The following is a 26,622-nucleotide window of genomic DNA, read 5'->3' on the forward strand; positions in this document are numbered from 1 at the left end:
TCCGATCAGGTCCGCCACCAGTGGCACGTTCCTGTCCCGGACTGTGGTCCGGCAGCGTTTGCGCAGGTGACGGCCGACGATGCCGCGCTCGCGCATCAGACGGGCTATCCGCTTGCGGTTGAACGTTCTATGGCACGTGTCGGACGAGGTGACGATGCACGACCTCCGGCACGTCTACCCGGTGCTGACCAAGCATCGCGAGAGCGTCAAGACGGTCCGGAAGCACCTCGGCCATGCCAAGCCCTCGATCACGCTCAACACCGACACGAACCTGTGGCCGGACGAGGAGGGCACAACGAGGGCTGCGGCCGAGGCTGTCTTCCGCATTGTTCCCTTGATGTGCCCTCCCGGGCCGAAAAGCTAGCGCTTCCGCAGGTCGGCGGGTTCTACTAGCGGTAGTTGACGAACTGGATCGCGAAGTCCAGGTCCTTGCCCTTGAGGAGCGCCTGGACGGCCTGCAGGTCGTCACGGCTCTTCGAGCTGACCCGCAGCTCGTCGCCCTGGACCTGGGCCTTCACGCCCTTGGGGCCCTCATCGCGGATGATCTTCGCGACCTTCTTGGCATCGTCCTGGGAGATGCCCTCCTTCACGTTCGCGAAGATCTTGTACTCCTTGCCGGACAGCTGCGGCTCCTTGGCGTCCAGCGCCTTCAGCGACAGCCCGCGCTTGATGAACTTGCTCTGCAGCACGTCCAGCACGGCCTTCACGCGCTCCTCGCCGCTGGCCTTCATCTCGATCGTTTCGCCGGAGCGGCTGATCTCGGCGCCGACGTTCTTGAAGTCGAAGCGGGTGGCGATCTCGCGGGAGGTCTGGTTGATCGCGTTGTCGACCTCCTGCCACTCGACCTTCGAGACGATGTCGAAACTGGAGTCGGCCATGGGTGTTGGTCTCCTTGATGCTGTGGCTTCACTGACACGGCCCGCCCCACCGGGCGACCGCCGCCCCAGCCTATCCAGCACCACCCCGCCCCCGCCCGCGGCGAGCGCGCCGCGCGCCTTGATCATCACGTGACCAACCGAGTGGCGAACCACCCCCTGGCATCAGGTATCGTTTACGGAGTCGAGCGGGGGAAGCCCCGCGAGACACCGATCCTGGCTGGTTGCCCGAGCGGCCAAAGGGAGCAGACTGTAAATCTGTCGCGCAAGCTACGCAGGTTCGAACCCTGCACCAGCCACAGGATAGATAACAGGCCCTGATCTGCGGAAACGCAAATCAGGGCCTGTTTCGTTGTGCTCGAACACCGGCCACACCGGATGGCCGTTTGGCGTGGTTTGTCTCACCTCGTTTCGCCCGGATCCCAGCCCGGACCAGCGGTTCCGGACCGGGCGCGGACCGGGATCAGGGTGATGTCCCCTGGAGTGGTGCAGCAGCGATCACTTCTCGCGACTTGCTGCTACCGCATCGCGATACCACACCGCTCTGCGGGACACGATCCGCACGCCGGACCGGCGGTCGACGGCAGTCACCCCCCAGCCCTGGCAGCCAGCCGACCCTGTTTGTTTATGATCACGCCCATGACGCTCGAATGGGAACAGATCATCGTTGACTCCGCCGACCCCATCGCCCTCGGGCGCTGGTGGGCCGAGGCTCTGGGCTGGGTCGTGGTCGACGAGTCCGAGGAGATCATCGAGATCCGGCCTACGCCGGACCGGATGCCGGGGCTGCTCTTCGTGCCTGTCCCCGAGGGCAAGACGTCGAAGAACCGGCTCCACCCCGACTTCCGCCCCGACGACCAGAAGGCCGAGGTCGCCCGGCTGCTCTCCCTCGGTGCCCGGCCCGCCGACACCGTGCAGGACGAGCAGCACTGGGTGACCCTCCTCGACCCGGAGGGCAACGAATTCTGTGTCCTGGGTGAGCGGAAGAGCTGAGCGGGGCCGGGCAGCCGTTCGGGCGAAGGTGCCGGACGGTTCCAGACCCGCAGCTGCTCCAGCTGCTGCTCGCCGGCCCGGCTGCGCCGGGTGGTCTGACCGTGGTCCGTGCATGGATCAGAAGCCGTCGGGCGCCGGCCGGCAAGCGGGCCGCGGCTGGAGCCGTTCACCACCCTGTTCCACCACGCCACCGGACCGGACGACGCCTCGCTCGGCTCGCAGTGCGTTCAGCAGGCCCAGAGGCGGTTCGACGGCGTGTGGAGCACGATTGCCTACGAGCGGCAGCCATGACCGCCGCCCCCCTCGGCAACTCGCCGACGTGCTGCGGCCGGTGAAGCGCGTGCTCCTCAACTTCGACGGTCCGGTGTGCCCGGTCTCCGCGGGCCTCCCCGCTCCGGAGGTCGCGCGCCGACTCCGTGAGGGCCTGGATCAATCGTGACGCTGGCCGGCATCTTCGGGTGCGGCTCTGCTGTGCCGCCGCGCCAGCATCAGCGCTGCGACCGCGCCGATTAGGCCCGTAATCGCAGTCACAAGGGCTGCAGGCGCAGTGAGAACCTCAGCAGCGGAGCTGCTGCCTGCTTCGCTGCCCGAACCCGTGCCAGGTTCGGCGCTATTACCGGACCGGCCCCGAACAGCGGAAGCGCTGTTCGGGGCCGGTCCTGGTTTGGGGGTTTCGGGGAGTCAGGAGGTGGCGAGGAGGAGGGCGGCCGCGGCGGGGGTGTCGGGGGCGGTGTAGGTGGGGGCGGGGTGTGACGGGGGGAGAGGTGGGGGCGGGGTGGGCGTGATCCAGATGGAGCGCAGACCGACGGCGTGAGCTCCCCGGAGGTCGGTGGCGGGGTTGTTGCCGACCATCCAGGCGTCGGGGGTGAGGGTGCGGCCGAGGCGGGCGGCGGCGGCGTGGAAGATCTCGGGGGCGGGCTTGCGGGCGCCGGCCTCCTCGGAGACGCAGACGGCGTCGACGGCCGGGAGCAGGCCGGTGCGGGCGAGTTTGGCGCGTTGGATGTCGGTGCTGCCGTTGGTGACGACGGCGATGGCCCAGCCGGCCTCACGGAGGGCGGCGAGTGCGCCGGGGACGCCGGGGATCAGGTGGGTGCGGGCGGCCTCGTGGGCGACGTGCTCCTCCCAGAGGGCCTCACCGGAGTGCGGGAGGCCGTGGGCGGCGGCGATCCGGGCGAAGCCGGCGGGGGAGCGGTCGGCGACGAAGAGGTCGAAGACGGCGGCGGCGGCTTCGGCGGGGAGGCCGTGGGCGGCGCAGAAGGCCGGAGCCCAGGCATCGGAGGCGCCGTCGCGCTCGACCAGGGTGTGGTCCAGGTCGATCAGGAGCAGGGGCGGAGAGTGGTCGGACATGCGCGGAGGGTAGCGCATGGGTGGGATGGGGAGGTGTGGGCTTATTGCATATAGCTTGCAATTACCTGGATTAGGCAGCAGAGTGGCAGCAGGGGCGGTCGGGCCGTTCGGCCTTCCGCTGAGACGTTCCGGATGTGCCGAGGTGCGCCGGAGTCCTCCGTATGAGCTGATCGTCTTCCCAGCCGGCGCCCGCCGGGACACCGGTCCGCCCGCCCCTCCCGCTTCCCCTCGTCTGCCCGTGCCGCTCGCGCGGGGTGCCCGTCGCAGGGCGTCAAGAGCGTGCGCCGGGGCGTCGGCAACCCGTCGTGGCGAAGGGTGTGAGGCCATTGTCGCGGGTGTGCCGCCGCCTCGCCGTCCTGATTCCCGAGGCTGAGCCAGCAGGCCCTGGCGGCGGGCGCCGCAGAACCGGCGCGGCGCCGTCATCGACCGGGCCCTGCGCCGCCGAGCCGACGTGGTGGTCTGCCGACTCCGGATGCGAATGCAGTGCTGTCCGACATCTGCCGATAAGAGGCAAAGATCCGGGTACATCGTCATATCTTGACGATGTCTTAACGGCCCCCCTCTGCGCCCTCGAAGCGCCGGCGCCTGGCCCGACACGCTTCGCCCTTAGCGGCTCCGACCTGCGGGAACACCCCGCCTGTTGGGCGTGTCGGGCGCTTCGGATGCTCCGCGACGGCCCATTGCGCGCCCGTTCGGCGCGCTTACGCTCGCCCATGTGTTCAACGTGCCCCAGGCGCTCAAACGCCTAGTGATCGGCAGAGCCATGCGCAGCGAGGAGCTGGGCGAGACGCTGCTCCCCAAGCGGCTGGCGCTGCCGATCTTCGCTTCCGACCCGCTCTCCTCGGTCGCCTACGCGACCCAGGAGATCCTCCTGGTGCTCACCGTCGGTGGTGCCGCGTTCCTCCACCTCACCCCGTGGGTCGCGGCCGGCGTGGTCGCCCTGATGGCTGTCGTGGTGATGTCCTACCGCCAGGTCGTGCACGCCTACCCGAGCGGCGGTGGCTCGTACGAGGTGGTGTCCCGCAACCTCGGCGCCAACTCCGGCCTGGTGGTGGCCGCTTCGCTGCTGGTCGACTACGTGATGACGGTCGCGGTGTCGGTGGCCTCCGGTGTCGACAACATCATCTCGGCACTGCCCTCGCTGGCCGACCACCGGGTCGAGCTGGCGCTCGGCTTCGTCGTCCTGCTCGCGGCGACGAACCTGCGCGGGGTCCGGGAGTCGGGCAAGGCCTTCGCGGCGCCGACGTACCTCTTCATCGGCGGCATCCTGCTGATGGTGGTCACCGGCCTGATCAAGGCGGTCTTCGGGGAGACCCCGGTGGCGGCCAGCGCCGCGTACGGGGTGCTGCCGGTGGACGGCAAGGACGCCCTGACCGGCCTGGGCCTGCTGATGCTCGGCCTGCGGGCGTTCGCCTCCGGCTGCACGGCACTGACCGGGGTGGAGGCGATCTCCAACGGCGTGCCGGCGTTCCGCGCGCCCAAGTCGAAGAACGCCGCCGCCACGATGGCCGTGATGGGAACCACGGCCGTGGTCATGTTCGTCGGCATCACCGCGCTGGCCCTGATGGCGAAGGTGCACATCACCGACGACGCCTGCCGGCTGACCGGGTTCGCCGGGGACTGCCGCACCGCGCCGCAGCAGACCGTGATCGCCCAGCTGGCGGCGGCGATCTTCGGTGGGGACCACAGCGTCCTCTTCTACCTCATCCAGGCCGTCACCGCGCTGGTACTGATCCTGGCGGCCAACACCGCGTTCAACGGGTTCCCGCTGCTGGCCTCGATCCTGGCCGAGCACCGCTACCTGCCCCGGCAGATGCACACCCGCGGTGACCGCCTCGCCTTCTCCAACGGCATCATCGCGCTCGCGGTGGTGGCCGGCGGGCTGCTCTGGCTGTACGACGCGGACGTCACCAGCCTGATCCACCTCTACATCCTGGGTGTCTTCACCTCCTTCACGCTCTCCCAGATCGGGATGGTGAAGCACTGGAACCGCGTCCTCGACGCCGAGGCCGACCCGGCCGCGCGAGGCTCGGCGCAGCGGTCCCGGGTGATCAACGCCTTCGGTGCGGTGACCACCGCGCTGGTGCTGGTGATCGTGCTGCTGACGAAGTTCACCCAGGGCGCCTGGCTGGCGGTGGTCGCCGCGGCCGTGCTCTGGGTGATGATGCGGGGCATCCGCCGGCACTACGACGGCGTGGCCGCGGAGCTGGCGGTGGACGACCCGGACGCGGAGTCGGTGCGGCCGTCCCGGGTGCACGGGATCGTGCTGGTCTCGAAGCTGCACAAGCCCACGCTGAGGGCGCTCGGCTACGCGGAGGCGTTCCGGCCGGACTCGCTGGAGGCGCTGACGGTCGCGGTGGAGAAGGACGCCACCGCCGAACTGGAGCGGCAGTGGGAGGAGCTGGACGTCCAGGTGCCGCTCAGGGCGCTGGAGTCGCCCTACCGGGAGATCACCAAGCCGGTGCTGCAGTACGTGCGGGAGTACCGGCGGAGCAGGCCGCGGGAGGCGGTGGCGGTCTTCATCCCCGAGTACGTGGTCGGGCACTGGTGGGAGCACCTGCTGCACAACCAGTCGGCGCTCTGGCTGAAGAGCCGGCTGCTGTTCACCGCGGGGGTGATGGTGATCAGCGTGCCGTGGCAGCTCAGCTCCTCCAGCCGGGCGCACCACCCCTCCGGCCGGGCACCAGGAGCGGTCCGGCGCGGTGAGCCGAAGGCGCGATCGGAGTACGAGAGGCTCCCGGCACCCGAGAACGCCTGAGGACGCTTGCGCCTGAGGACGCCCACGTCCGACGTCGGTAGCGCCCGGGGCCGAACCACCGAGAGCGACCACGGACCGGACGACACCGAGAGCCCCGGGCATCACGCCCGGGGCTCTCGGCATACCCGAGCACATCCGAGCACACCCGGACGCACCTCGGCGCGGTCCCCGCGCCGTCCCGGCGCCGCCCCCTCCGACGTCCCCTCCGACGCCCCTACGGCTCCCGTATGGAGCCCGTCAACGATCGAACGGGCGGCGTATGGGGGCCGTCAAGAGCAGCGGTAACGGCCCGTGAACGCGGTTGGCTGGCATCGCCGGCCCGCCGCCGGTGCCGCACCGAGCCCGCCGGGCCGGGACTGCGGCCACCTCCGAACCACCGTGGTGGAGCCCATGTCCGATCTCATCTACGTCGGTGTCACGGTCGTCGTGTTCGCCGCCATCGCCCTGATCGCGCGGGGGGTGGAGAAGCTGTGAGCGTCGAGCACATCGCAGGTCTCATCGTCGCCGTCGCCCTCGTCGGCTACCTCGTCGTGGCGCTGATCCACCCGGAGAAGTTCTGACATGAGCTCCACCCTCGCGGGCTGGTTGCAGGTCCTGGCCCTGGTGGCCGCGCTGGTCCTGTGCCACCGCCCCCTGGGCGACTGCATCGCCCGCATCCTGACCACCTCCAAGCACCTCGGAGTCGAGCGCGGCCTGTACAAGGCCGTCGGCGTCGATGCCGACGCCGACCAGCGCTGGCCGGTCTACCTGCGCTCGGTGCTGGCCTTCTCGGCCGTCTCGGTCCTCTTCCTGTACGGCCTGATCCGGCTGCAGCAGCACCTGCCGCTGAACCTCGGGGCCGAGCAGATGGCGGGGCACCAGGCGTGGAACACCGCGATCTCGTTCGTCACCAACACCAACTGGCAGTCCTACGGCGCCGAGTCCGCGATGGGGCACCTGGCGCAGATGGCGGGCCTGGCGGTGCAGAACTTCGTCTCCGCCGCCGTCGGCATCGCCGTCGTGGCGGCGCTGATCCGCGGGTTCACCCGCAACCGCACCGACCGGCTGGGCAACTTCTGGGTCGACCTCACCCGGATCTGTCTGCGCCTGCTGCTGCCGGTCTCGATCGTCTTCGCCCTGGTCCTGGTGGCCAACGGCGTGGTGCAGAACTTCCACGGCTTCCACGAGGTCACCACTGCGGCCGGCGGCCCGCAGTCGATCCCGGGCGGGCCGGTGGCCTCGCAGGAGGTCATCAAGGAGCTGGGCACCAACGGCGGCGGCTTCTTCAACGGCAACTCGGCGCACCCGTTCGAGAACCCGACCGGCTTCACCAACGTCCTGGAGGTCTTCCTCATCCTGCTGATCCCGTTCGCGCTGCCGCGGACGTTCGGCCGGATGGTCGGCGACGACCGCCAGGGCCGCGCCGTCGCGTCCGTCATGGCGATCTTCTGGGTCGCCTCGGTGGCGCTGATGACCTTCTTCGAGTCGCAGCACTCGGGTGCGGCGGCGAGCGCGGCCGGCGGGGCGATGGAGGGCAAGGAACAGCGGTTCGGCACCGCGGCGTCCAGCCTGTTCGCGGCGTCGACGACGCTGACCTCGACCGGTGCGGTCAACTCCTTCCACGACTCGTTCACGCCGTTCGGCGGCGGCCTCACGATGTTCAACATGATGCTGGGTGAGATCGCTCCCGGCGGGGTGGGCTCCGGCCTCTACGGGATGCTGATCCTGGCGATCCTCGCGGTCTTCGTGGCCGGTCTGATGGTCGGCCGCACCCCGGAGTACCTGGGCAAGAAGCTCGGCGGACGGGAGATGAAGTTCGCCTCCCTCTACATCCTGACCACGCCCACGATCGTGCTGGTGGGTACCGGTGCCGCGACGGCACTGCCGGGCGAGCGGGCCGGGATGCTCAACTCGGGCCCCCACGGCTTCTCCGAGGTCCTGTACGCCTTCGCCTCGGCGGCGAACAACAACGGTTCGGCGTTCGCCGGCATCACGGTGAACACCGGCTGGTACGACACGGTGCTGGGCCTGGCGATGGTCTTCGGCCGGTTCCTGCCGATGGTCTTCGTCCTCGCCCTGGCCGGCGCGCTCGCCCGCCAGCAGCGCGTCCCGGCGACCCCGGGCACCCTGCCCACCCACAAGCCGCTGTTCGTGGGCCTGCTGGCGGGCGTCGTCCTGATCGTCGTCGGTCTCACCTACTTCCCGGCCCTGGCGCTCGGGCCGATCGCGGAAGGTCTCTCCTGATGTCGTCCACCCTTACCGGCACGCCGGCCACCCGGCCGGAGGCGCCCGCCGCGGCGCCGCGCAGAGTGGCCAGCGGACTGCTGGACCCGAAGCTGATCGTCGTCTCGCTGCCGGACGCGGTGAAGAAGCTCGACCCCCGGGTGATGGTCAGGAACCCGGTGATGTTCGTGGTCGAGGTCGGCTCGGTGGTCACCACCGTCGCCGCGATCGCCGACCCCGGCGTGTTCGCGTGGGCGATCACCGTCTGGCTCTGGCTGACCACGATCTTCGCCAACCTGGCGGAGGCCGTGGCAGAGGGCCGCGGCAAGGCGCAGGCCGACACGCTGCGCAGGACCAGGACCGACACCACGGCCCGCCGCCTCCCCGACTGGCCGAGGAACCGGGCCGAGGAGGAGGTCTCCGGCACCGCGCTGCGGCTGGGCGACCACGTCGTCGTGGAGGCCGGGCAGATCATCCCCGGCGACGGCGACGTCGTCGAGGGCGTGGCCTCGGTGGACGAGTCGGCGATCACGGGTGAGTCCGCGCCGGTGATCCGTGAGTCGGGCGGCGACCGCTCGGCCGTGACCGGCGGCACCAGGGTGCTCTCCGACCGGATCGTGGTGAGGATCTCCTCCGAGCCCGGCAAGACCTTCATCGACCGGATGATCGCCCTGGTCGAGGGCGCCGCCCGGCAGAAGACGCCGAACGAGATCGCGCTCAACATCCTGCTGGCCTCGCTGACCGTCGTCTTCCTGACCGCCGTCGTCACCCTGCAGCCGATGGCCGCCTACGCGGGTGCGCCGCAGTCGACGACCGTGCTGGTCGCCCTGATCGTGGCGCTCATCCCGACCACCATCGGCGCGCTGCTCTCCGCGATCGGCATCGCCGGCATGGACCGGCTGGTGCAGCGCAACGTGCTGGCGATGTCCGGTCGCGCCGTCGAGGCCGCGGGCGACGTCGACACCCTGCTGCTCGACAAGACCGGGACCATCACCCTCGGCAACCGCCAGGCCGCCGACTTCCTGCCCGCGCCCGGCACCTCCACCGAGGAGCTCGCCGACGCCGCGCAGCTCTCGTCCCTCGCGGACGAGACCCCCGAGGGCCGCTCGGTCGTGGTCCTGGCCAAGACCGGGTACGGCCTGCGGGCCCGGGCCCAGGGCGAGCTGACGCACGCCGCCTGGGTGCCCTTCACCGCGCAGACCCGGATGTCCGGCGTCGACCTCGACGAGCCGGGCGGCCTGCGCCAGGTCCGCAAGGGCGCGGCCAGCGCGGTGACCAACTGGGTGACCGCGCAGGGCGGTTCGGTTGCCTCGGAGGTGTCCTCGCTGGTCGACGGGATCTCCGCCGCGGGTGGCACGCCGCTCGTGGTGGCGACGAAGAGCGGTGCCGAGCCCGCCCGCGTCCTGGGGGTCGTCCACCTCAAGGACGTGGTCAAGGAGGGCATGCGGGAGCGCTTCGACGAGCTGCGCCGGATGGGCATCAAGACCGTCATGATCACCGGCGACAACCCGCTGACCGCCAGGGCGATCGCGGAGGAGGCGGGCGTGGACGACTTCCTCGCCGAGGCCACCCCCGAGGACAAGCTGGCCCTGATCAAGACGGAGCAGGAGGGCGGCAAGCTGGTCGCGATGACCGGCGACGGCACCAACGACGCACCGGCCCTCGCCCAGGCCGACGTCGGCGTCGCGATGAACACCGGGACCACCGCGGCCAAGGAGGCCGGGAACATGGTCGACCTGGACTCCGACCCGACCAAGCTGATCGAGATCGTCGGGATCGGCAAGCAACTGCTCATCACCCGCGGCGCGCTGACCACCTTCTCCATCGCCAACGACGTCGCGAAGTACTTCGCGATCATCCCGGCGATGTTCGCGGCGGTCTACCCGGGCCTGGACGGGCTCAACATCATGCACCTGCACAGCCCGCAGTCCGCGATCACCTCGGCCGTCGTCTTCAACGCCCTGGTCATCGTCGGCCTCGTCCCGCTCGCCCTGCGCGGGGTGAAGTACCGCCCGTCCGAAGCCGGTTCGCTGCTGCGCCGCAACATCGGGATCTACGGCGTCGGCGGTCTGCTCGTCCCCTTCATCGGGATCAAGGCGATCGACCTGGCCGTCCAGTTCATCCCCGGTCTGAGCTGAGAGAGGAGCACCCGGAATGTCCAAGCCCCTGCCCGCCCTCCTGCGCACGCACGTCAGCGCACTGCGGATGCTGCTGGTGATGACGACGGTCCTCGGGATCGCCTACCCGCTGCTGGTCACCGGCATCTCCCAGGCAGCCTTCGGCCGGACGGCGAACGGCTCGATCGTGAGGACCGCCGACGGCAAGGAGATCGGCTCCAGCCTGCTGGGCCAGAACTACGACCTGCCCAAGCGGAACCCGGACGACGAGAACGAGCAGGCCCGGCCGGACCCGAAGTGGTTCCAGCCCCGCCCCTCGGCCAACGGCTACGACGGCAAGGTCTCCGGTGCCTCCAACCTGGGCCCAGACAGCGAGGACCTCGTCAGGGCGATCGAGGAGCGCCGCCGGGCGGTCGCCGCGTTCGACGGCGTCGACCCGGCGAGCGTGCCGGTGGACGCGGTCACCGCCTCCGGCTCGTCGCTGGACCCGCACATCTCGGTCGCCTACGCCGTGGAGCAGGTCGACCGGGTGGCCAAGGAGCGGGAGCTCCCGACCGACGTGGTGAACGGACTGGTCGAGAAGTACACCGAGGGCCGCTCGCTCGGCTTCCTCGGACAGGAGGGCGTCAACGTCGTCCTGCTCAACACCGCGCTGGCGGAACTGAGGTGACGGGTCCACGATCGGATCCGTGAGACCGGGCCGACCCGGGCAAGGGGTGCCGCCCCGCGCCCGGGTCGGCCGCAGCACGTCCCGAGCCCCGCCCCGAAGACGAAGGAGCAGCGCCCATGGTCCGCGACCTCGCCCCCGGCAGCGGCCCCCGCCGCGGCCGGCTGAGGGTGTACCTCGGCTCCGCCCCCGGCGTCGGCAAGACCTACCGGATGCTGGACGAGGCCCGCCGCAGACAGGAGCGCGGCGCGGACGTCGTGGTCGGCTACATCGAGTGCCACGGCCGCCGCCGCACCGAGTCCATGCTCACCGGCCTGGAGGTCCTGCCACGCGTGCAACGCTCCTACCGCGGATCGGACTTCGAGGAGATGGACCTCGACGCGGTCATCGCGCGGAAGCCGTCCGTCGTCCTGGTGGACGAGCTGGCCCACACCAACATCCCCGGCGGGCGCCACGCCAGGCGCTGGCAGGACGTGGAGGAACTGCTGGCCGCCGGCATCGACGTCATCACCACCGTCAACGTCCAGCACCTGGAATCGCTGAACGACGTCGTTCGGAAGATCACCGGCGTCCCCCAGCGCGAGACCGTCCCGGACGAGGTGGTCCGCCGGGCCGACCAGATCGAACTCGTCGACATGGCCCCGCAGGCACTGCGCCGTCGGATGGCCCACGGCAACGTCTACCGGGCGGAGAAGGTGGACGCCGCGCTCGCGAACCACTTCCGGGTCGGCAACCTGACGGCCCTGCGCGAGCTCGCCCTGCTCTGGGTGGTCGGGCGGGTCGACGAGGGGCTGCGGGACTACCGGGCCGGCCACGACATCGACCGGGTCTGGGAGACCGGGGAGCGCGTCGTGGTCGCCCTCACCGGCGGCCCCGAGGGCGAGACGCTGATCCGGCGCGCCGTCCGGATCGCCGACCGCACCGCCGGCGGCCACCTGCTCGCCGTCCACGTCACCCGCAGCGACGGCCTGGCCGGCGCCTCCTCCGGCACGCTCGCCCAGCAGCGACGGCTGGTGGAGACCCTCGGCGGCAGCTACCACGTGGTCGTGGGCGACGACATCCCCACCGCGCTGCTCGCCTTCGCCCGCGCCCACGACGCCACCCAACTGGTGCTCGGCACCAGCCGCCGCGGCCGGCTCAACCGCTTCGTCACCGGCCCCGGCATCGGCGAGTCCACCGTCGACGCCTCCGAGGACATCGACGTCCACATGGTCACCCACGAGTTCACCGGCCGCGGCCGGCTGCCCCCGCTCGGCCGCCGCCACTCCAGGCGCCGCACCGCCGCCGGGTTCGCCTCGGGCCTGGCGGTGCCCTCGCTGCTCACCCTCGTCCTCTCCCGGTTCCACGCGACGGTCAACCTGACCACCGACGCGCTGATCTTCCAGCTCGGCGTCGTCGCGGTCGCCCTGCTCGGCGGCGCGACCTCGGCGCTGCTGGCCTCACTCGTCGCCTCGGCGCTGCTCAACTACTTCTTCATCCCGCCCGTCCACACCCTGACCATCGGTGAGACCAACAACCTCGTCGCCCTGATCGTCTTCGCCGCCGTCGCGCTGACCGTCTCGACCGTGGTCGACCGCGCGAGCCGGCTCACCACCCGGGCCGCCCGGGCCACCGCGGAGGCCGAGACCCTCTCCACCCTGGCCGGCAGCGTGCTGCGCGGCGCCGACGCCCTGCCCGCCCTGCTGGAGAAGTCCCGCACCGCCTTCGGCATGGACTCCGTCGCTCTGCTGGAACGCAGCGGCGGCGAGGTGCTGGCCGCCAGCGAGAGCGGGAACCGGCCCGAGCCCGGCCGGGTGGCGGAGGCCACCGAGGCCCCGGTCGGCGCCGACGCGGTGCTCGTCCTCACCGGCCGCCGGCTGCCCGCCGCGGACCAGCGCGTGCTGACCGCCTTCGCCGCCCACGTCGCCGCCGCCCTCGAACGCGACCGGCTCGCCGTGGTCGCCGCCGAGGTCGAACCGATCAAGGCCGCCGACCGGATGCGCACCGCCCTGCTCGCCGCCGTCAGCCACGATCTGCGCACCCCGCTGGCCGCGGCCCTCGCCTCGGTCGGCTCGCTGCGCAGCCCCGACGTGGAGTTCTCGCCCGAGGACCGGGCCGAACTGCTGGCCACCGCCGACGAATCGCTGGTCAGACTCACCCGGCTGGTCGACAACCTGCTCGACATGAGCCGCCTCCGGGCCGGCGCGCTCACCCTGCACCTCGCCGCCACCCACCTCGACGAGATCCTGCCGCGAGCCCTGGACACCCTCCCCGACCCGTACGCGCCGGTCCGGCCGCTCGACCTCGACACCGCCCCGGCGGTGCTCGCCGACCCGCCGCTTCTGGAGCGCGTCCTGGCCAACGTCATCACCAACGCCCTGCGCCACAACGCGCCCGGCGAACCCGTCCTGGTCACCGCCGGCCACCACCTGGACCGGGTCGAGGTCCGGGTCGTCGACCGCGGCCCCGGCATCGCCCCCGAGGACCGCGACCGCGTCTTCCTCCCCTTCCAACGCCTCGGCGACACCGACAACACCACCGGCGTCGGCCTCGGCCTCGCTCTCTCCCGCGGCCTCGCCGAGGCCATGGGCGGCAGCCTGGAGGTCGAGGACACACCCGGTGGCGGCACCACGATGCTGCTCACCCTGCCCGCTGCAGACCCCGGGGGTCCCGTACATGAGTGAGATCCTGATCGTCGACGACGAACCGGCAGCGCTGTGCACCCTGCGGATCAACCTCAGCGCCCGCGCGTACGCCGTCCGGACGGCTCAGCCCCCGCCCGCGCTCCCCGACTGGCGGGGCAGCGCCAGCGCCACCGTGTCCGCGAACTCCCGCACCGCACTCGTGCGGCTGACGACCCGTCCGCTGTGCACCACCAGGCGGCTGTGCCCGCCGGCCAGCGCGCCCGCCAGGCTGTCCCCGCGCACCGCCAGCAGCTCCGCCGGGAACCCGGCGTCCACCCGCACCGGCGGCAGCCCGAGCGCCGCCCGCGCCTGGTTGGCCACCGCGTCGTACGCCGCCTCGGCGTCCAGCACCCCGCCCGACGCCAGCAGGTAGGCGGCCTCCAACGGATCCGCCCGCCCGACCGGATTGGCCGGGTCGCGCAGCGAACCGCTGCCCGCCGCCAGCGGCACCCGAGCCGTCACCAGCTCGCGCAGCAGCCCCGGCCGCATCCCCGGGGCCCGGCCCTCCAGTCCGGTGCAGCAACCGTTCTGCGGCAGGCAGACCACCCGGACACCGCTGGTGGCCAGCACCGTCGAGGCGCCGGGGGCCAGCGTCCCGCACGGGCCGAGCACCACCCGGGGCCGCAGTGGCGCGAGCGCGCCGGCCAGTCGGGCCAGCTGAGCCGGGTCGGTGCCGGTGGTGTGCAGGTCCACCGGGCAGTCCGCCTCCCGGGCGGCCTCCAGCAGGACCTGGACGTACCCCGCCGGGTCAGGGTCCAGCTCGGGGCAGCCGCCGGCCGCCGTCGCTCCCAGCTTCAGGGCGTCGCGCAGCTGCGCCCGGCCGTCCGCCCCGGCCCGGCCGGTCAGCAGCCGGGGCATCGCGACCGCCTGCAGCTCGGCCAGCCCGCGCAACGCCTGCCGGGCGGTGAGCACCGCCTCCAGCCGGCCCAGCCCGTGCACGTCGCCGATCCGGACGTGGGTGCGCTGCGCGGTGGCGCCGTAGCCGAGAGAGGTCAGTGCGGCCTCGGTGACCCGCCGGGTGAGGTCGGCCGACGTGTCCGGGGGCGGGTCGGGCAGTGCGGCGGCGAACGCGGTGTCGTAGTGGGCGTGCGCCTCGGCGGGGGCCGGCAGCAGGAGGTAGCCCTTGAGGTCGATCCGGGCGCCGGTGGTGGCGGTGGGGGCACCGGGCAGGGCGGGCAGCGGGCCGAGGCTGCCGGTGGTGCCGACGGCCTGGATCCGGTCGCCGCTGATCCGTACGTCCACCACCCGGCCGTCGGCCAGCCGGGCATCGGTGAGCAGCAGGACCGGGCCGTGCCCGAGCGGGTTGGCCGACGGGCCCGGCCCGGAGTGCGGCCCGTCGGCGGCTGAGCTGTCCATCGCCCGGCTCCTCCTCGCGCTGGCCCGTCCGGGCCTCGGCCCGTCCCGATCAATGAGCGTCGAGCCTATGGCGCACGGGCGCGGGGGGTGGGGAGGCGGGCAATAGTCGTATCGGGTCGGGCCGCACCGCCGGGGGTCGGCCGAACGCCCGGCCTTCGATCGCTCGTCCGTGCAGCCCGTCGACCTGCGGACTTCGCGGCGGGATACGGATTTCACCTCTGGGCGCGGAACGTGTAATGTCTTCCTCGTTCGCCCCTATAGCTCAGTCGGTAGAGCGTCTCCATGGTAAGGAGAAGGTCTGCGGTTCGATTCCGCATGGGGGCTCTGGTGAAATGGGGTCAGCTTCGGCCGGCCTCCTGCTCACTGTGGCGGTGTAGCTCAGTTGGTAGAGCAAGCGGCTCATAATCGCTGTGTCACCGGTTCAAGTCCGGTCACCGCTACCCCGCGTAGTCGGTCGGGAGATCGCACTCCCGGTCGGCTACTCTTGTTGTGTTCTTATTCATTGTCCAAGGAAGGCACTCCCGTGGCTGCCACCGACGTCCGCCCGAAGATCACGCTGGCCTGCGTGGAGTGCAAGGAGCGGAACTACATCACCAAGAAGAACCGGCGCAACGACCCGGACCGTCTTGAGATGAAGAAGCACTGCCCCCGCTGCAACTCGCACACCGCGCACCGCGAGACCCGCTGACCCTGTCGCGTGTCACCGGGCCTGTGTGATTCAGGTCTCCGACTCCGGGCCGCACCCCTCCAGGGTGTGGCCCGGAGTCTTTTTGTCACCCGCACACGCGTCACCCGCACGCACTTCCGAGGAGTTGCCCATGGCGCTCGACCCCTCCTTCATCGGGCGGACCTACCCGCCCACCGAGCCGTACGAGGTCGGCCGGGAGAAGATCCGCGAGTTCGCGGTCGCCGTGGGCGACGCCAACCCGGCGTACACCGACCCGGAGGCCGCCAAGGCGCTGGGCCACCCCGACGTCATCGCCCCGCCGACCTTCCCGTTCGTCATCACGTACCGGGCGGCCGGTCAGGTGGTCGAGGACCCGCAGCTGGGCCTGGACTACACCCGCGTGGTGCACGGTGACCAGAAGTTCGCCTACACCCGCCCGGTGCGGGCCGGCGACCGGCTCTCGGTCGAGGTGACCATCGACAACATCAAGTCCCTCGCCGGCAACGACGTGCTGACCGTGCGCGGCGAGGTGACCGACGCGAGCGGCGAGCACGTGGTGACGTCGGTCATGACCCTGGTGGCCCGGGCCGCCGACGAGGCAGGGGAGTAACGCCATGGCGATCCGCTACGACGAGACCGCGGTCGGCACCGAGCTGCCCGCGCAGTCCTTCCCGGTGACCCGCGCCACGCTGGTGCGGTACGCGGGCGCCTCCGGCGACTTCAACCCGATCCACTGGAACGAGAGGTTCGCCAAGGAGGTCGGACTGCCGGACGTCATCGCCCACGGCATGTTCACCATGGCCGAGGCCGTCCGGGTGGTCACCGACTGGGTCGGCGACCCGGGCGCGGTGGTCGAGTACGGCGTGCGGTTCACCCGCCCGGTGCCGGTGCCCGACGACGGCGTCGGCTCCGTGATCGAGGTCACCGGCAAGGTGGCCAAGCTGCTGGAGGACCGCAAGGTCCAGGTCGACCTGGTGGCGACGTACGGGGGTCAGAAGGTGCTGGGCATGTCCCGCGCCGTCGTCCGCCTGGCCTAGGGCCCGCACTGTGCCCGGTGGGGGAGGGGTCGCCCGGCCCCTCCCCGTACGCTGGGGGCGTGCTGGTAGAACTCGACGCCCCCCTCGCCCCGCTGACCACCCTCCGGCTCGGCGGCCCGGCCCGCCGCCTGGTGACCGCGACCACCGACGACGAGGTGGTCGCCGCCGTCCGCGGGGCCGACGCGGCCGGCGAGCCGCTGCTCGTCCTCGGCGGCGGCTCCAACCTGGTGATCGGTGACGCCGGATTCCCCGGCACCGTGCTGCGGATCGCCACTGAGGGCTTCGCCCTGGACGGCACCGTCCTGGAACTGGCCGCCGGCGAGGTCTGGGCCGACGCGGTCACCCGTACGGTGGAGCGCGGCCTGGCCGGCATCGAGTTCCTGGCCGGAATCCCGGGCTCGGCGGGTGCCACCCCGGTGCAGAACGTCGGCGCGTACGGCCAGGACGTGGCCCAGTCGATCACCGAGGTGGTCGCCTACGACCGCCGGGACGACCGGGTGGTCACCCTCTCCAACGCCGAGTGCGCCTTCTCCTACCGGCACAGCCGCTTCAAGGCCGACCCGGACCGCTACGTCGTCCTGCGGGTCCGCTTCGCGCTGGAGGACAACGCCGGGCTCTCCACCCCCGTCCGGTACGCCGAGACCGCCCGCCACCTGGGCGTCGAGCAGGGCGAGCCGGTCCCGCTGGCCGACGCCCACGACGCCGTCCTGCGGCTGCGCTCGGGCAAGGGCATGGTGCTCGACCCGGCCGACCACGACACCTGGTCCGCCGGCTCCTTCTTCACCAACCCGGTGCTGAGCGCGGAGCAGTACGCCGCCTTCCTGGCCCTGACCGCGGAGCGCGAGCTCGCCGCCCCCGCCTATCCGGCGCCGGACGGCTGCACCAAGACCTCGGCCGCCTGGCTGATCGACCGGGCGGGCTTCGGCAAGGGCTACGGCACCGGCCCGGCCACCCTCTCCACCAAGCACACCCTGGCCCTCACCAACCGTGGCGCGGCCACCGCCGAGGACCTGCTCGCGCTCGCCCGGGAGATCCGGGACGGGGTGCGGGCGGCCTTCGGCGTGGAGCTGGTGAACGAGCCGGTGATGGTCGGCGTCACGCTGTAGCGTCGCCGTCCACCAGCCAGGCGTCGATGTCCGCCAGCAGCTCCTTCCGGACACTCTCCGGCGCGCACGAGCCACGGACCGACTGGCGGGCCAGCTCGGCCAGTTCGGCCTCGCCGAAGCCGAGCACGTCACGGGCCAGCCCGTACTGGTCGGCCAGCCGGCTGCCGAAGAGCAGCGGGTCGTCGGCGCCCAGTGCCAGCGGCACGCCCGCGTCGAACAGCCGCCGCAGCGGCACGTCCTCGGCGTGCTCGTAGACGCCCAGCGACACGTTGGAGGACGGGCAGACCTCGCAGGTCACCTGACGGTCGGCCAGCCGTTGCATCAGCCGCGGGTCCTCCGCGGCCCGGACGCCGTGGCCGATCCGGCCCGCGCCGAGGTCGTCCAGGCAGTCCCGGACGGACTCCGGGCCGGCCAGCTCGCCGCCGTGCGGGGCGGCCAGCAGACCACCCTTACGGGCGATCTCGAAGGCCCGGTCGAAGTCCCGGGCGAGGCCGCGCCGCTCGTCGTTGGAGAGGCCGAAGCCCACCACGCCGCGGTCGGCGTAGCGGACGGCCAGCCGGGCCAGCGTCCGGGCGTCCATCGGGGACTTCATCCGGTTGGCCGCGACCAGGACCCGGATCCCGACGCCGGTGGCCGTGGAGGCGTGCTCCACCGCGTCCAGGATCAGCTCCAGGGCGGGGATCAGACCGCCCAACCGCGGGGCGTACGAGGTCGGGTCGACCTGGATCTCCAGCCAGCGCGAGCCGTCGCGCCGCTCGTCCTGGGCGGTCTCCAGCACCAGCCGGCGGATGTCGGCCTCGTCGCGCAGCACCGAGCGGGCGGTGTCGTAGAGGCGCTGGAACCGGAACCAGCCGCGCTCGTCGGTCGCCCGCAGCTTGGGCGGCTCGCCGGAGCTGAGCGCTTCGGGCAGCCGGACGCCGTGCTTGTCGGCCAGTTCCAGCAGGGTGGCCGGGCGCATCGAGCCGGTGAAGTGCAGGTGCAGGTGGGCCTTGGGGAGGTCCCTGACGTCTCGCGGGTTCAACAGGCGTTCCATTCGCCGATCCTGCCGTATCCGACCCCGATACGGGAACCGCCCCCTTCCCATCCCCCGAAGGGGTGAAAAGGGGGCGGTTGCCGGTCGTCGCCGGGAGGGCGGTCAGGCGGTGGCCTCGCCGAGCAGCTTCTGGATCCGGCTGACGCCCTCGACCAGGTCGGCGTCGCCCAGCGCGTACGACAGGCGCAGGTAGCCCGGGGTGCCGAAGGCCTCGCCCGGGACGACCGCGACCTCGGCCTCGTCCAGGATCAGCGCGGCGAGCTCGCCGGAGGTCTGCGGGCGCTTGCCGCGGATCTCCTTGCCGAGCAGGGCCTTGACCGACGGGTAGACGTAGAAGGCGCCCTCGGGCTCGGGGCAGACGACGCCCTCGATCTCGTTGAGCATCTTCACGATGGTGCGGCGGCGGCGGTCGAACGCGGTGCGCATCTCGTGCACGGCGGAGAGGTCGCCGGTGACGGCGGCGATCGCGGCGCGCTGCGCGACGTTCGAGACGTTCGAGGTGGCGTGCGACTGCAGGTTGGTCGCGGCCTTGACGACGTCCTTCGGGCCGATCACCCAGCCCACCCGCCAACCGGTCATCGCGTAGGTCTTGGCGACGCCGTTGACGACGATGCACTTGTCGGCCAGCTCGGGCAGCAGGGCCGGCAGCGAGGTGAAGGACGCGTCGCCGTAGACCAGGTGCTCGTAGATCTCGTCGGTGAGCACCCAGAGGCCGTGCTCCAGCGCCCAGCGGCCGATCTCCTCGGCCTCCTCCCGGGTGTACACAGCGCCGGTCGGGTTGGACGGCGAGACGAAGAGGACGACCTTGGTGTTCTCGGTGCGGGCGGCCTCCAGCTGCTCGACCGAGACCTTGTAGCCGGTGGTCTCGTCCGAGACGACCTCCACCGGCACGCCGCCGGCCAGCTGGATCGACTCCGGGTAGGTGGTCCAGTAGGGCGCCGGGACGATGACCTCGTCGCCCGGGTCGAGGATCGCGGCGAAGGCCTCGTAGATCGCCTGCTTGCCGCCGTTGGTCACCAGGATCTGGGCGGGGTCCACCTCGTAGCCCGAGTCGCGCAGTGTCTTGGCGGCGATGGCGGCCTTCAGCTCCGGCAGGCCGCCGGCGGGGGTGTACCGGTGGTTCTTGGGGTCGCGGCAGGCCTCGACGGCGGCCTCGACGATGTAGTCCGGGGTCGGGAAGTCCGGCTCGCCGGCGCCGAAGCCGATCACCGGCCGGCCGGCCGCCTTGAGGGCCTTGGCCTTGGCGTCCACGGCGAGGGTCGCGGACTCGGCGATCGCACCGATCCGGGCGGAGACGCGCCGGTCGGCGGGGCGGACGGAACTGTCGGGCTGCGGGGTGGAAGCGCTCATGCCTGCATGGTCGCAGAACCGGGACGGACCGGGTGCGGCGGTTTCACCATATGTACGGGCCCGTCCGTATCGCGGCCGCGATACGGCCCACGATCCGGTACGCGCGCAGGCCCGCGCCGCGGGCCGGAGCGCCGGGGGGAGGAACGGGGGGAAACCGCCCGGGACCGGCCGGGAAGCGGAAGAGGTTCGACCAAACACCCCTCGACCACGTACACTCACTCCTCGACGGCCACCGAGAAGCCACAGCTTCCACCGCCTGTGCAAACAGCGACGGAAGATGCGGTACGTTGGTGGCCGCTACTGGAGCCGCGAGGCACCGTAGGGCAATAGCTCAATTGGTAGAGCACCGGTCTCCAAAACCGGCGGTTGGGGGTTCGAGTCCCTCTTGCCCTGCTGCTTGATCCGCATTCAGCCCGTTCGCTCCACAGAGCGAGCGGGCTTGATGCGGAGAGGGCACCGAACAGCACCGCTTAAGCCGGCCGCTCGTGCCCGATCGGGTACGCAGGTGATGATCGGCAGGACCCGGATTCAGGTGAGGACGAGTGACGGAGACCACGGGCTCCACCGCAACGCCTGAGAGCGGCAACCCCGAGGGTGCCGACGGCGCTGCCGAGACCACGCCTGCCGGCGGCGAGTCGCGCCGCGACCGCAAGCGGGGCGAGAAGAAGTCCGGCAAGCGGGCCAAGAAGGGCGTGTTCGCCCGCCTCGCCCTCTTCTACCGCCAGATCATCGCCGAGCTGCGCAAGGTCGTCTGGCCCAGCCGCAACGAGCTGGTCAACTACACCACCGTCGTGGTCGTCTTCGTCGTCGTCGTGATGGCCTTCGTGGCCGGCCTCGACTACGGGTTCTCGAAGCTCAGCCTCTGGATCTTCGGCTGACCGAGCCGCACCGCCTCCACCACAGCCTCCCGACCCGGGCCGATTCTTCGGCCCGGGTCGAGCTGTCGGCGCCGGACGTACGGGGCCGCTACCGTTGACTCGGTACTGTTGAAGTCTCCGAGGCATCCGTCGGCGCCCGCGCGAGCGAGCGGCGCCGGAGCGGTCCCGGAGCGCGCCACCTTCACCATCTCCAGGAAAGAAGCAGCCACCGTGTCTGAGTCCCCCCTGTACGACGCCGACGAGACCGTCCGCGAGGCGGATGTCGCCGCCGAGCTGGACGCGGCCGAGCTGGCTGACGACGCCGAGTCCGCCGAGCAGATCGTGGACGCCGCGGACAGCGACGAGGACGAGGTCGAGGCGTTCGACGAGGCCGAGGCCGGCGAGCCCGCCGAGGAGGCCGCGCTGCACGTGGAGTCCGAGGAGTCCGTGGAGTCCGAGGAGTCCGAGGAGTCCGACGAGGAGCCCGCCGCCGAGGCCGAGGCCGTCGAGCCGGCCGTCGAGGTCGACCCGGTCGCCAAGTTCCGCGAGGACCTGCGCTTCATGCCCGGCGAGTGGTACGTGATCCACACCTACGCCGGCTACGAGAACCGGGTGAAGCAGAACCTGGAGCAGCGCGCGGTCTCCCTCAACGTGGAGGAGTACATCTTCCAGGCCGAGGTGCCCCAGGAGGAGGTCGTCCAGATCAAGAACGGCGACCGCAAGACCATCCGCCAGAACAAGCTCCCCGGCTACGTCCTGGTGCGCATGGACCTCACCCCGGAGTCCTGGGGCGTCGTGCGCAACACCCCCGGTGTCACCGGCTTCGTCGGCAACGCCTACGACCCGTACCCGCTGACCCTGGACGAGGTCGTCAAGATGCTCGCCCCGGACGTCGAGCGCCAGGCGGCCAAGGAGGCCGGCAAGGCCTCGCCGGTGCGCCCGGTCGAGGTCCAGGTGCTCGACTTCGAGGTCGGCGACTCGGTCACCGTCACCGACGGCCCCTTCGCCACCCTGCAGGCGACCATCAACGAGATCAACCCCGACTCCAAGAAGGTCAAGGGCCTGGTCGAGATCTTCGGCCGGGAGACCCCGGTCGAGCTCTCCTTCGACCAGATCCAGAAGAACTAGTCGTCACGTTCTCGGGTTTCGGGGCGGGGGCTGCGGCTCCCGCCCCGAAACCCGTTTTGGTCCAGCGGCGCATCCGCGTTAGCCTGGTCCGATGTGTGTGCTGGCGACCGGGTGTCGCCCCGGTTCGGCACACACCAGCAATCACCTCTCGGAAGGACCCGGAGAGACATGCCTCCCAAGAAGAAGAAGGTCACGGGGCTTATCAAGCTCCAGATCAACGCCGGTGCGGCCAACCCGGCGCCGCCGGTCGGCCCCGCGCTGGGCCAGCACGGCGTCAACATCATGGAGTTCTGCAAGGCCTACAACGCTGCGACCGAGTCGCAGCGCGGCATGATCGTGCCGGTGGAGATCACGGTCTACGAGGACCGCACCTTCACCTTCATCACGAAGACGCCGCCGGCCGCGCGCCTCATCCTGAAGGCCGCGGGCGTCGACAAGGGCTCCAGCGAGCCGCACAAGACCAAGGTCGCGAAGCTCACCAGCGCCCAGGTCCGCGAGATCGCCTCCGCCAAGATGCCCGACCTGAACGCCAACGACCTGGACGCGGCGGAGAAGATCATCGCCGGCACCGCCCGGTCGATGGGCATCACCGTCGAGGGCTGAGCAGCCCCGTCCCGCCAGGGACTGATGTCTCAGTCCCGCCCCCCGTGGTAGGGCCTGCGCAGGCCCGAGGCACCACAACTCCCATCACCATTCAGGAGCAGCAGTGAAGCGCAGCAAGGCTCTGAAGGCCGCGGACGCTCAGGTCGACCGCCAGCGCCTTTACGCCCCCCTCGAGGCGATCCGCCTCGCCAAGGCGACCAGCACCACCAAGTTCGACGGCACCGTCGAGGTCGCCATGCGTCTGGGCGTCGACCCGCGCAAGGCCGACCAGATGGTCCGCAGCACCGTGATCCTCCCGCACGGCACCGGTAAGACCGCTCGGGTCCTGGTCTTCGCGACCGGCGAGCGTGCCGAGGCCGCGCGTGCTGCGGGCGCCGACATCGTCGGTGCCGACGAGCTCATCGACGAGGTCGCCAAGGGCAAGCTGGACTTCGACGCCGTCGTCGCCACCCCGGACCTCATGGGCAAGGTCGGCCGTCTCGGCCGCGTGCTCGGTCCCCGTGGTCTGATGCCGAACCCGAAGACCGGCACCGTCACCCCGGATGTCGCCAAGGCTGTCAACGACATCAAGGGCGGCAAGATCGAGTTCCGCGTCGACAAGCACTCGAACCTGCACTTCATCATCGGCAAGGTCTCCTTCACCGACGAGCAGCTGGTCGAGAACTACGTCGCCGCGCTGGACGAGGTGCTCCGCGCCAAGCCGTCCGCCGCCAAGGGCCGCTACATCAAGAAGACCGCGGTCTCCACCACCATCGGCCCCGGCATCCCGGTGGACCCGAACCGCACCCGCAACCTCCTGGTCGAGGAGGACCCGGCCGCCGTCTGAGCCATGGGCTCCGACCGGTAGTCGCGTCCTGGGCGCAGCAGTAGTCCGTACGGCGGGCCCGTACCCCCTTCTTCGGGGGTGCGGGCCCGCCGTCGTTCCCGGGGACGGTCCGCCGGCGGCGGAGACGGGCGCCGCGGGCGGGTTGTGTCCGGATCGAGACCGGCGCGGGGGTCGAGCTCCGCGCCCCGCGTCGTACGCTCGGCCGGTCCGACGATATGACCGGACCTTCGACCCCGAGCCGACCGCCGGAGTGTGCAGTGCCGCCCGCCCTTCGCCCCGCCGTACAGGGGACCGCCCTGCTGCTGCTCGCCGGCGTCCTGACCGCCTGCAGCCTGATGGCCGTCTCGGGGGACCGAACCCCGGACGACGGGGCCGCGACCGTCCGGCCGCCCAAGCAGGTGCTGCTCTCGGCCGCGCAGGCCCTGGACGACGTGGGCGGCGCGCGGATCGAGGCGGTGGAGGAGGGGCCGGACGGGCGCCGCACCGCCTCCGGCACGGTGTCCTGGGGAGCCCGGGACGACGCGGAGCTGACCGTCACCGACGAGCGGGGCAGCGGCCGGTTGCGGGTCCAGGACGGCACCCTCGACCTCGGCTACGACGGGGCCCCGGGCCGGCGCGCGGAGCGGGCCGACGCCGAGTCGCTCGACCCGCGCGGCAACGGCGGTGGGTACGCGGGCGGCTGGTTCACCGGACTGGTCACCAACCCGGGCGGCCGTGCCCACGCCATGGCGCTGGCCGGCAAGCTCACCTCGCTCGGCGGCGAGCAGCTGGCCGGCACCACCGTGGCGCACTACCGGGGCTCGGCCTCGGTCGCCGAGTTCTTCGCCGCCGACGAGGGGATCGGCGAGGCGCGGCTCGCCGCGGTGCTGGTGTACTACCGCGAGCGCGGGGTCGCCACGATCGGCTACGACTTCTGGGTCGCGCCCGGCGACCACCTGCTGAGGCTCCGGGCCACCGCCCAGGGCAGCGCGGGAACCGTGGTCACCACGACCGACGTCTCGGAGACGGGGACAGCCCCGGAGGGCCCGGCCGCGGCGGGGTGACCCGGCCGGGGATATCCGCTGGGGAGTGGGCTCGGCGATTGGCTAGAGTCTGCTGGGGAACGACCCGGGACCGGGTCGCAACGGGGGGATCTGCTCATGCGCGCTCTGCGGCTCGGCGCCGTCGTCGTCACGTCCGCCGTCCTGGTCGCCGTCCTCGCGGCCTGTGGCAGCAGCGGCACCTCGGACGCCGGGACGGATCCGAAGTCCGCGGCCGACGCGCTCGCGGGCCAGGTGGCCGACCTCGACCCCAAGACGGCGCTGGCCGCCTCGGCCCTGGTGATGCAGAAGGCCGGCAACGGCAGCATCAGTGTGGTCACGCCCGAGGAAACCGGCACCGGCGCCGCCGACTGGAGGCAGAAGCTCGCGGTCGACCTGGTCGGCCAGGGGAGCGGTGGCACCAAGGCCCGCGTCATCGGCGACGACCTCTACCTGGGCGGCGGCCCCGCGACGGCCGCGCTGGGCGGCCGGCACTGGGCCAGGATGGACCCCAAGGACCCGGTCCTCGGGCCGACGGCCGGGGTCTTCCTGACCACCGCGCAGATGGTCAACCCGGTCCTCCAGCTGACCGTCGCGGCCCAGGCCGGCAAGCCGGCGAAGGTCGGAGCGGAGACCGTCGACGGCGTCCAGACCACGCACTTCCACGCGGTCGAGGACACCGCCAAGCTCGTCGAGGGCCTGGGTGCGCTCAGCGCCGACCAACGGGCCGCCGTGCAGAAGTCGCTCGACGAGGACGGCAAGACGCTGACCGTCGACCTCTGGATCAACGCCAAGCAGGAGCTCGTACAGCTCAGGGAGTACGGCGACAAGGGCGGCGAGAAGTCGGCCGTCACGGTCAAGTACTCCGGCCTGGGCGCCGCTCCCAAGATCGAGGCACCCGCCGCGAGCGACGTGGGCAAGGCGGCCGACCTCGCCAAGCTCTTCAACTGAGCCCACCAGGCTCGTCTTCACCGGCTTCCGCTCCGGGCGCACCGTGCGCCCGGGAGCTCCTCGGAGGGGAATCATGGCTGGAACCACCACCCGCAACACCGCCGTGACCGTCGTGCTGGCCGCGCTGGCCCTGACCGCGACCGCCTGCAACGGCGACGACAAGAGCGGCAACGCCGCACCCGCCGCGCCGACCTCGGCCGCCGCCCAGCCGGCCACGGCCACGGCCGCTCCGACCGCCGAGCCGACCAAGGAGGCCCCGGTCAAGCTGACCCCGGCGGCCTACCTGAAGCTGGTCACCGAGAAGACCGGCGCGCAGACCTCCGCGAAGATCACCGAGGAGATCAGCGTCGGCGGCGGGAGGATCACGGCGGCCGGGGCCATCTCCTGGGCCGCAGGACTCCAGGGCGAGTTGCAGATGGACATGTCGGCGACGCCGGCGGGCAAGCAGCTCTCCGGGCTCACCGGCGGTTCGACCCTCACCGCCCGGTACCTCAAGGACGGGATGTACATGCGGGTGGGCGGCCAGGCCGCCCAGGAGCTCGGCGGCAAGCACTGGCTGCACTACACCTACGAGGACCTCGGCAAGGCCCAGGGCGGGATCGGCGGCAACCAGCTGAAGAGCGCCGACCCGGTCGAGGGCGTGCGGACCCTGATCGCGTCGGGCAGGGTCAGCGAGGCCGGCAAGGAGACCGTCGGCGGCAAGCAGACCACCCACTACACCGGCGAGCTGACCGTCGCCGACCTGGCCGCCGCGGCGAGCGGCAGCGGGCTGACCGACGAGCAGCTCGCCCAGGTGAAGAAGAACCTCGGTGCCGCCGGGGTCACCAGCGAGACGGTCGACGTCTGGGTCGACTCGGACAACCTGGTGGTGAAGCGGACCGAGGAGGCCGACACCAAGGCCGGCCCGTTCAAGGTCACCGTCACCTACTCGGACTACGGCACCAAGGTCGCCACCACGGCGCCGGACGCCTCGGACGTCGCCGAGTTGGCGGATGTCGCCGGGGCGGCCAAGGGGGGCGCCGCGAGCTGACCGGCCCGCTGGTGGCATGGTGGCTCGCGGGGACGCG

At 71.6% G+C, this 26,622-nt stretch carries 25 protein-coding genes and 4 tRNA genes; 24 read left to right on the plus strand and 5 right to left on the minus strand.

Going from position 1 to position 26,622, the window contains the following annotated elements; genetic code table 11:
* Positions 1–118 precede the first annotated feature (118 nt).
* Complete coding sequence (locus ACF9IK_RS21210; RefSeq protein WP_395295745.1) at positions 119–364, plus strand: hypothetical protein; 246 nt, start codon at positions 119–121, stop codon at positions 362–364.
* A 25-nt stretch (positions 365–389) separates the two neighbouring features.
* Here the strand turns inward: ACF9IK_RS21210 and ACF9IK_RS21215 are convergent, their stop codons facing one another.
* Positions 390–878, minus strand: a complete 489-nt coding sequence (locus ACF9IK_RS21215; protein ID WP_238863770.1) for a YajQ family cyclic di-GMP-binding protein — start codon at positions 876–878, stop codon at positions 390–392.
* 215 nt (positions 879–1,093) lie between these two features.
* Here ACF9IK_RS21215 and ACF9IK_RS21220 point away from each other — a divergent pair.
* Positions 1,094–1,174, plus strand: a tRNA-Tyr gene (locus ACF9IK_RS21220).
* 340 nt (positions 1,175–1,514) lie between these two features.
* Positions 1,515–1,868, plus strand: a complete 354-nt coding sequence (locus ACF9IK_RS21225; RefSeq protein WP_395295746.1) for a VOC family protein — start codon at positions 1,515–1,517, stop codon at positions 1,866–1,868.
* A gap of 681 nt (positions 1,869–2,549) precedes the next feature.
* On the opposite strand, the gene ACF9IK_RS21230 is transcribed toward ACF9IK_RS21225, so the two are convergent.
* Positions 2,550–3,215, minus strand: coding sequence for an HAD family hydrolase (locus ACF9IK_RS21230; RefSeq protein WP_395295747.1), 666 nt, complete (start codon positions 3,213–3,215; stop codon positions 2,550–2,552).
* Between the two features lie 763 nt (positions 3,216–3,978).
* On the opposite strand from ACF9IK_RS21230, the gene ACF9IK_RS21235 reads away from it, so the two are divergent.
* The 7 genes from ACF9IK_RS21235 (at position 3,979) to ACF9IK_RS21265 (ending at position 13,622) form a co-directional block, all read left to right on the plus strand.
* Positions 3,979–5,973, plus strand: coding sequence for an APC family permease (locus ACF9IK_RS21235; protein WP_395298639.1), 1,995 nt, complete (start codon positions 3,979–3,981; stop codon positions 5,971–5,973).
* Between the two features lie 291 nt (positions 5,974–6,264).
* Positions 6,265–6,447, plus strand: a complete 183-nt coding sequence (locus tag ACF9IK_RS21240) for a hypothetical protein (RefSeq protein WP_395295748.1) — start codon at positions 6,265–6,267, stop codon at positions 6,445–6,447.
* Positions 6,444–6,533, plus strand: coding sequence for a K(+)-transporting ATPase subunit F (gene kdpF, locus ACF9IK_RS21245; RefSeq protein WP_395295749.1), 90 nt, complete (start codon positions 6,444–6,446; stop codon positions 6,531–6,533). The genes ACF9IK_RS21240 and kdpF overlap by 4 nt, the downstream gene beginning before the upstream one ends.
* Before the next feature lies 1 nt (position 6,534).
* Positions 6,535–8,196, plus strand: coding sequence for a potassium-transporting ATPase subunit KdpA (gene kdpA / locus ACF9IK_RS21250; protein ID WP_395295750.1), 1,662 nt, complete (start codon positions 6,535–6,537; stop codon positions 8,194–8,196).
* Complete coding sequence (gene kdpB, locus ACF9IK_RS21255) at positions 8,196–10,313, plus strand: potassium-transporting ATPase subunit KdpB (RefSeq protein WP_395295751.1); 2,118 nt, start codon at positions 8,196–8,198, stop codon at positions 10,311–10,313. The genes kdpA and kdpB overlap by 1 nt, the downstream gene beginning before the upstream one ends.
* 16 nt (positions 10,314–10,329) lie before the next feature.
* Positions 10,330–10,962 carry a K(+)-transporting ATPase subunit C gene (gene kdpC, locus ACF9IK_RS21260; protein WP_395295752.1) on the plus strand — a complete coding sequence of 211 codons (633 nt, stop codon included), beginning with the start codon at positions 10,330–10,332 and terminating at the stop codon, positions 10,960–10,962.
* A gap of 116 nt (positions 10,963–11,078) precedes the next feature.
* Positions 11,079–13,622 carry an ATP-binding protein gene (locus ACF9IK_RS21265; RefSeq protein WP_395295753.1) on the plus strand — a complete coding sequence of 848 codons (2,544 nt, stop codon included), beginning with the start codon at positions 11,079–11,081 and terminating at the stop codon, positions 13,620–13,622.
* An 84-nt stretch (positions 13,623–13,706) separates the two neighbouring features.
* Here the strand turns inward: ACF9IK_RS21265 and ACF9IK_RS21270 are convergent, their stop codons facing one another.
* Positions 13,707–14,978 (minus strand): hydrolase, encoded by a 1,272-nt coding sequence (locus ACF9IK_RS21270; protein ID WP_395295754.1) that lies wholly within the window; start codon positions 14,976–14,978, stop codon positions 13,707–13,709.
* Positions 14,979–15,229: 251 nt separating this feature from the next.
* On the opposite strand from ACF9IK_RS21270, the gene ACF9IK_RS21275 reads away from it, so the two are divergent.
* The 6 genes from ACF9IK_RS21275 to ACF9IK_RS21300 all read left to right on the plus strand — a co-directional run bounded on the left by ACF9IK_RS21275 (position 15,230) and on the right by ACF9IK_RS21300 (position 17,788).
* A tRNA-Thr gene (locus ACF9IK_RS21275) sits at positions 15,230–15,302 on the plus strand.
* Positions 15,303–15,345: 43 nt separating this feature from the next.
* Positions 15,346–15,418, plus strand: a tRNA-Met gene (locus ACF9IK_RS21280).
* Positions 15,419–15,501: 83 nt separating this feature from the next.
* Complete coding sequence (gene rpmG / locus ACF9IK_RS21285; protein ID WP_006604855.1) at positions 15,502–15,666, plus strand: 50S ribosomal protein L33; 165 nt, start codon at positions 15,502–15,504, stop codon at positions 15,664–15,666.
* A 130-nt stretch (positions 15,667–15,796) separates the two neighbouring features.
* Positions 15,797–16,255, plus strand: coding sequence for an FAS1-like dehydratase domain-containing protein (locus ACF9IK_RS21290; RefSeq protein ID WP_395295755.1), 459 nt, complete (start codon positions 15,797–15,799; stop codon positions 16,253–16,255).
* Positions 16,256–16,259: 4 nt separating this feature from the next.
* Complete coding sequence (locus tag ACF9IK_RS21295) at positions 16,260–16,682, plus strand: MaoC family dehydratase (protein WP_395295756.1); 423 nt, start codon at positions 16,260–16,262, stop codon at positions 16,680–16,682.
* Between the two features lie 62 nt (positions 16,683–16,744).
* The gene (locus tag ACF9IK_RS21300; RefSeq protein ID WP_395298640.1) at positions 16,745–17,788 is read left to right on the plus strand and encodes a UDP-N-acetylmuramate dehydrogenase; all 1,044 of its coding nucleotides are present in this window, start codon (positions 16,745–16,747) and stop codon (positions 17,786–17,788) included.
* On the opposite strand, the gene ACF9IK_RS21305 is transcribed toward ACF9IK_RS21300, so the two are convergent.
* Both ACF9IK_RS21305 and ACF9IK_RS21310 read right to left on the minus strand, forming a co-directional pair.
* Positions 17,778–18,821: an adenosine deaminase gene (locus ACF9IK_RS21305; RefSeq protein ID WP_395295757.1), complete on the minus strand. Its 1,044-nt coding sequence runs from the start codon at positions 18,819–18,821 to the stop codon at positions 17,778–17,780. The two genes, ACF9IK_RS21300 and ACF9IK_RS21305, sit on opposite strands and share 11 nt — an antisense overlap.
* 102 nt (positions 18,822–18,923) lie before the next feature.
* The gene (locus tag ACF9IK_RS21310) at positions 18,924–20,171 is read right to left on the minus strand and encodes a pyridoxal phosphate-dependent aminotransferase (protein WP_238863784.1); all 1,248 of its coding nucleotides are present in this window, start codon (positions 20,169–20,171) and stop codon (positions 18,924–18,926) included.
* 320 nt (positions 20,172–20,491) lie between these two features.
* On the opposite strand from ACF9IK_RS21310, the gene ACF9IK_RS21315 reads away from it, so the two are divergent.
* From ACF9IK_RS21315 to ACF9IK_RS21350, 8 genes are all read left to right on the plus strand, one after another.
* A tRNA-Trp gene (locus ACF9IK_RS21315) sits at positions 20,492–20,564 on the plus strand.
* Positions 20,565–20,713: 149 nt separating this feature from the next.
* Entirely contained in the window at positions 20,714–21,049 is a 336-nt protein-coding gene (gene secE, locus ACF9IK_RS21320; RefSeq protein WP_238863785.1) for a preprotein translocase subunit SecE, read from the plus strand.
* Between the two features lie 210 nt (positions 21,050–21,259).
* Positions 21,260–22,156: a transcription termination/antitermination protein NusG gene (nusG, locus tag ACF9IK_RS21325; protein ID WP_395295758.1), complete on the plus strand. Its 897-nt coding sequence runs from the start codon at positions 21,260–21,262 to the stop codon at positions 22,154–22,156.
* Between the two features lie 168 nt (positions 22,157–22,324).
* Complete coding sequence (gene rplK, locus ACF9IK_RS21330; protein WP_395295759.1) at positions 22,325–22,759, plus strand: 50S ribosomal protein L11; 435 nt, start codon at positions 22,325–22,327, stop codon at positions 22,757–22,759.
* 103 nt (positions 22,760–22,862) lie between these two features.
* Positions 22,863–23,585, plus strand: a complete 723-nt coding sequence (rplA, locus tag ACF9IK_RS21335) for a 50S ribosomal protein L1 (protein WP_395295760.1) — start codon at positions 22,863–22,865, stop codon at positions 23,583–23,585.
* 257 nt (positions 23,586–23,842) lie between these two features.
* Positions 23,843–24,628 carry a hypothetical protein gene (locus tag ACF9IK_RS21340; protein ID WP_395295761.1) on the plus strand — a complete coding sequence of 262 codons (786 nt, stop codon included), beginning with the start codon at positions 23,843–23,845 and terminating at the stop codon, positions 24,626–24,628.
* Between the two features lie 96 nt (positions 24,629–24,724).
* Positions 24,725–25,555, plus strand: coding sequence for a hypothetical protein (locus ACF9IK_RS21345; RefSeq protein ID WP_395295762.1), 831 nt, complete (start codon positions 24,725–24,727; stop codon positions 25,553–25,555).
* Between the two features lie 73 nt (positions 25,556–25,628).
* On the plus strand, positions 25,629–26,585 hold the full coding sequence (locus ACF9IK_RS21350) for a hypothetical protein (protein ID WP_395295763.1): 957 nt from the start codon (positions 25,629–25,631) through the stop codon (positions 26,583–26,585).
* Positions 26,586–26,622: the final 37 nt, after the last annotated feature.

The sequence above is a fragment of the Kitasatospora hibisci genome (assembly GCF_043950205.1).
GTDB classification, from domain to species: Bacteria; Actinomycetota; Actinomycetes; order Streptomycetales; family Streptomycetaceae; genus Kitasatospora; species Kitasatospora hibisci.

Excerpts from the sequence above, each read along its gene's own strand:
- rplK (WP_395295759.1), top strand. The coding sequence starts at position 22,325 with ATGCCTCCCAAGAAGAAGAAGGTCACGGGGCTTATCAAGCTCCAGATC.
- ACF9IK_RS21235 (WP_395298639.1), top strand. The coding sequence starts at position 3,979 with ATGCGCAGCGAGGAGCTGGGCGAGACGCTGCTCCCCAAGCGGCTGGCG.
- ACF9IK_RS21295 (WP_395295756.1), top strand. The coding sequence starts at position 16,260 with ATGGCGATCCGCTACGACGAGACCGCGGTCGGCACCGAGCTGCCCGCG.
- kdpA (WP_395295750.1), top strand. The coding sequence starts at position 6,535 with ATGAGCTCCACCCTCGCGGGCTGGTTGCAGGTCCTGGCCCTGGTGGCC.
- kdpC (WP_395295752.1), top strand. The coding sequence starts at position 10,330 with ATGTCCAAGCCCCTGCCCGCCCTCCTGCGCACGCACGTCAGCGCACTG.
- ACF9IK_RS21230 (WP_395295747.1), bottom strand. The coding sequence starts at position 3,215 with ATGTCCGACCACTCTCCGCCCCTGCTCCTGATCGACCTGGACCACACC.
- ACF9IK_RS21345 (WP_395295762.1), top strand. The coding sequence starts at position 24,725 with ATGCGCGCTCTGCGGCTCGGCGCCGTCGTCGTCACGTCCGCCGTCCTG.
- ACF9IK_RS21290 (WP_395295755.1), top strand. The coding sequence starts at position 15,797 with ATGGCGCTCGACCCCTCCTTCATCGGGCGGACCTACCCGCCCACCGAG.
- ACF9IK_RS21310 (WP_238863784.1), bottom strand. The coding sequence starts at position 20,171 with ATGAGCGCTTCCACCCCGCAGCCCGACAGTTCCGTCCGCCCCGCCGAC.
- ACF9IK_RS21265 (WP_395295753.1), top strand. The coding sequence starts at position 11,079 with ATGGTCCGCGACCTCGCCCCCGGCAGCGGCCCCCGCCGCGGCCGGCTG.
- ACF9IK_RS21305 (WP_395295757.1), bottom strand. The coding sequence starts at position 18,821 with ATGGAACGCCTGTTGAACCCGCGAGACGTCAGGGACCTCCCCAAGGCC.
- ACF9IK_RS21215 (WP_238863770.1), bottom strand. The coding sequence starts at position 878 with ATGGCCGACTCCAGTTTCGACATCGTCTCGAAGGTCGAGTGGCAGGAG.
- ACF9IK_RS21270 (WP_395295754.1), bottom strand. The coding sequence starts at position 14,978 with ATGGACAGCTCAGCCGCCGACGGGCCGCACTCCGGGCCGGGCCCGTCG.
- kdpB (WP_395295751.1), top strand. The coding sequence starts at position 8,196 with ATGTCGTCCACCCTTACCGGCACGCCGGCCACCCGGCCGGAGGCGCCC.
- ACF9IK_RS21225 (WP_395295746.1), top strand. The coding sequence starts at position 1,515 with ATGACGCTCGAATGGGAACAGATCATCGTTGACTCCGCCGACCCCATC.
- ACF9IK_RS21350 (WP_395295763.1), top strand. The coding sequence starts at position 25,629 with ATGGCTGGAACCACCACCCGCAACACCGCCGTGACCGTCGTGCTGGCC.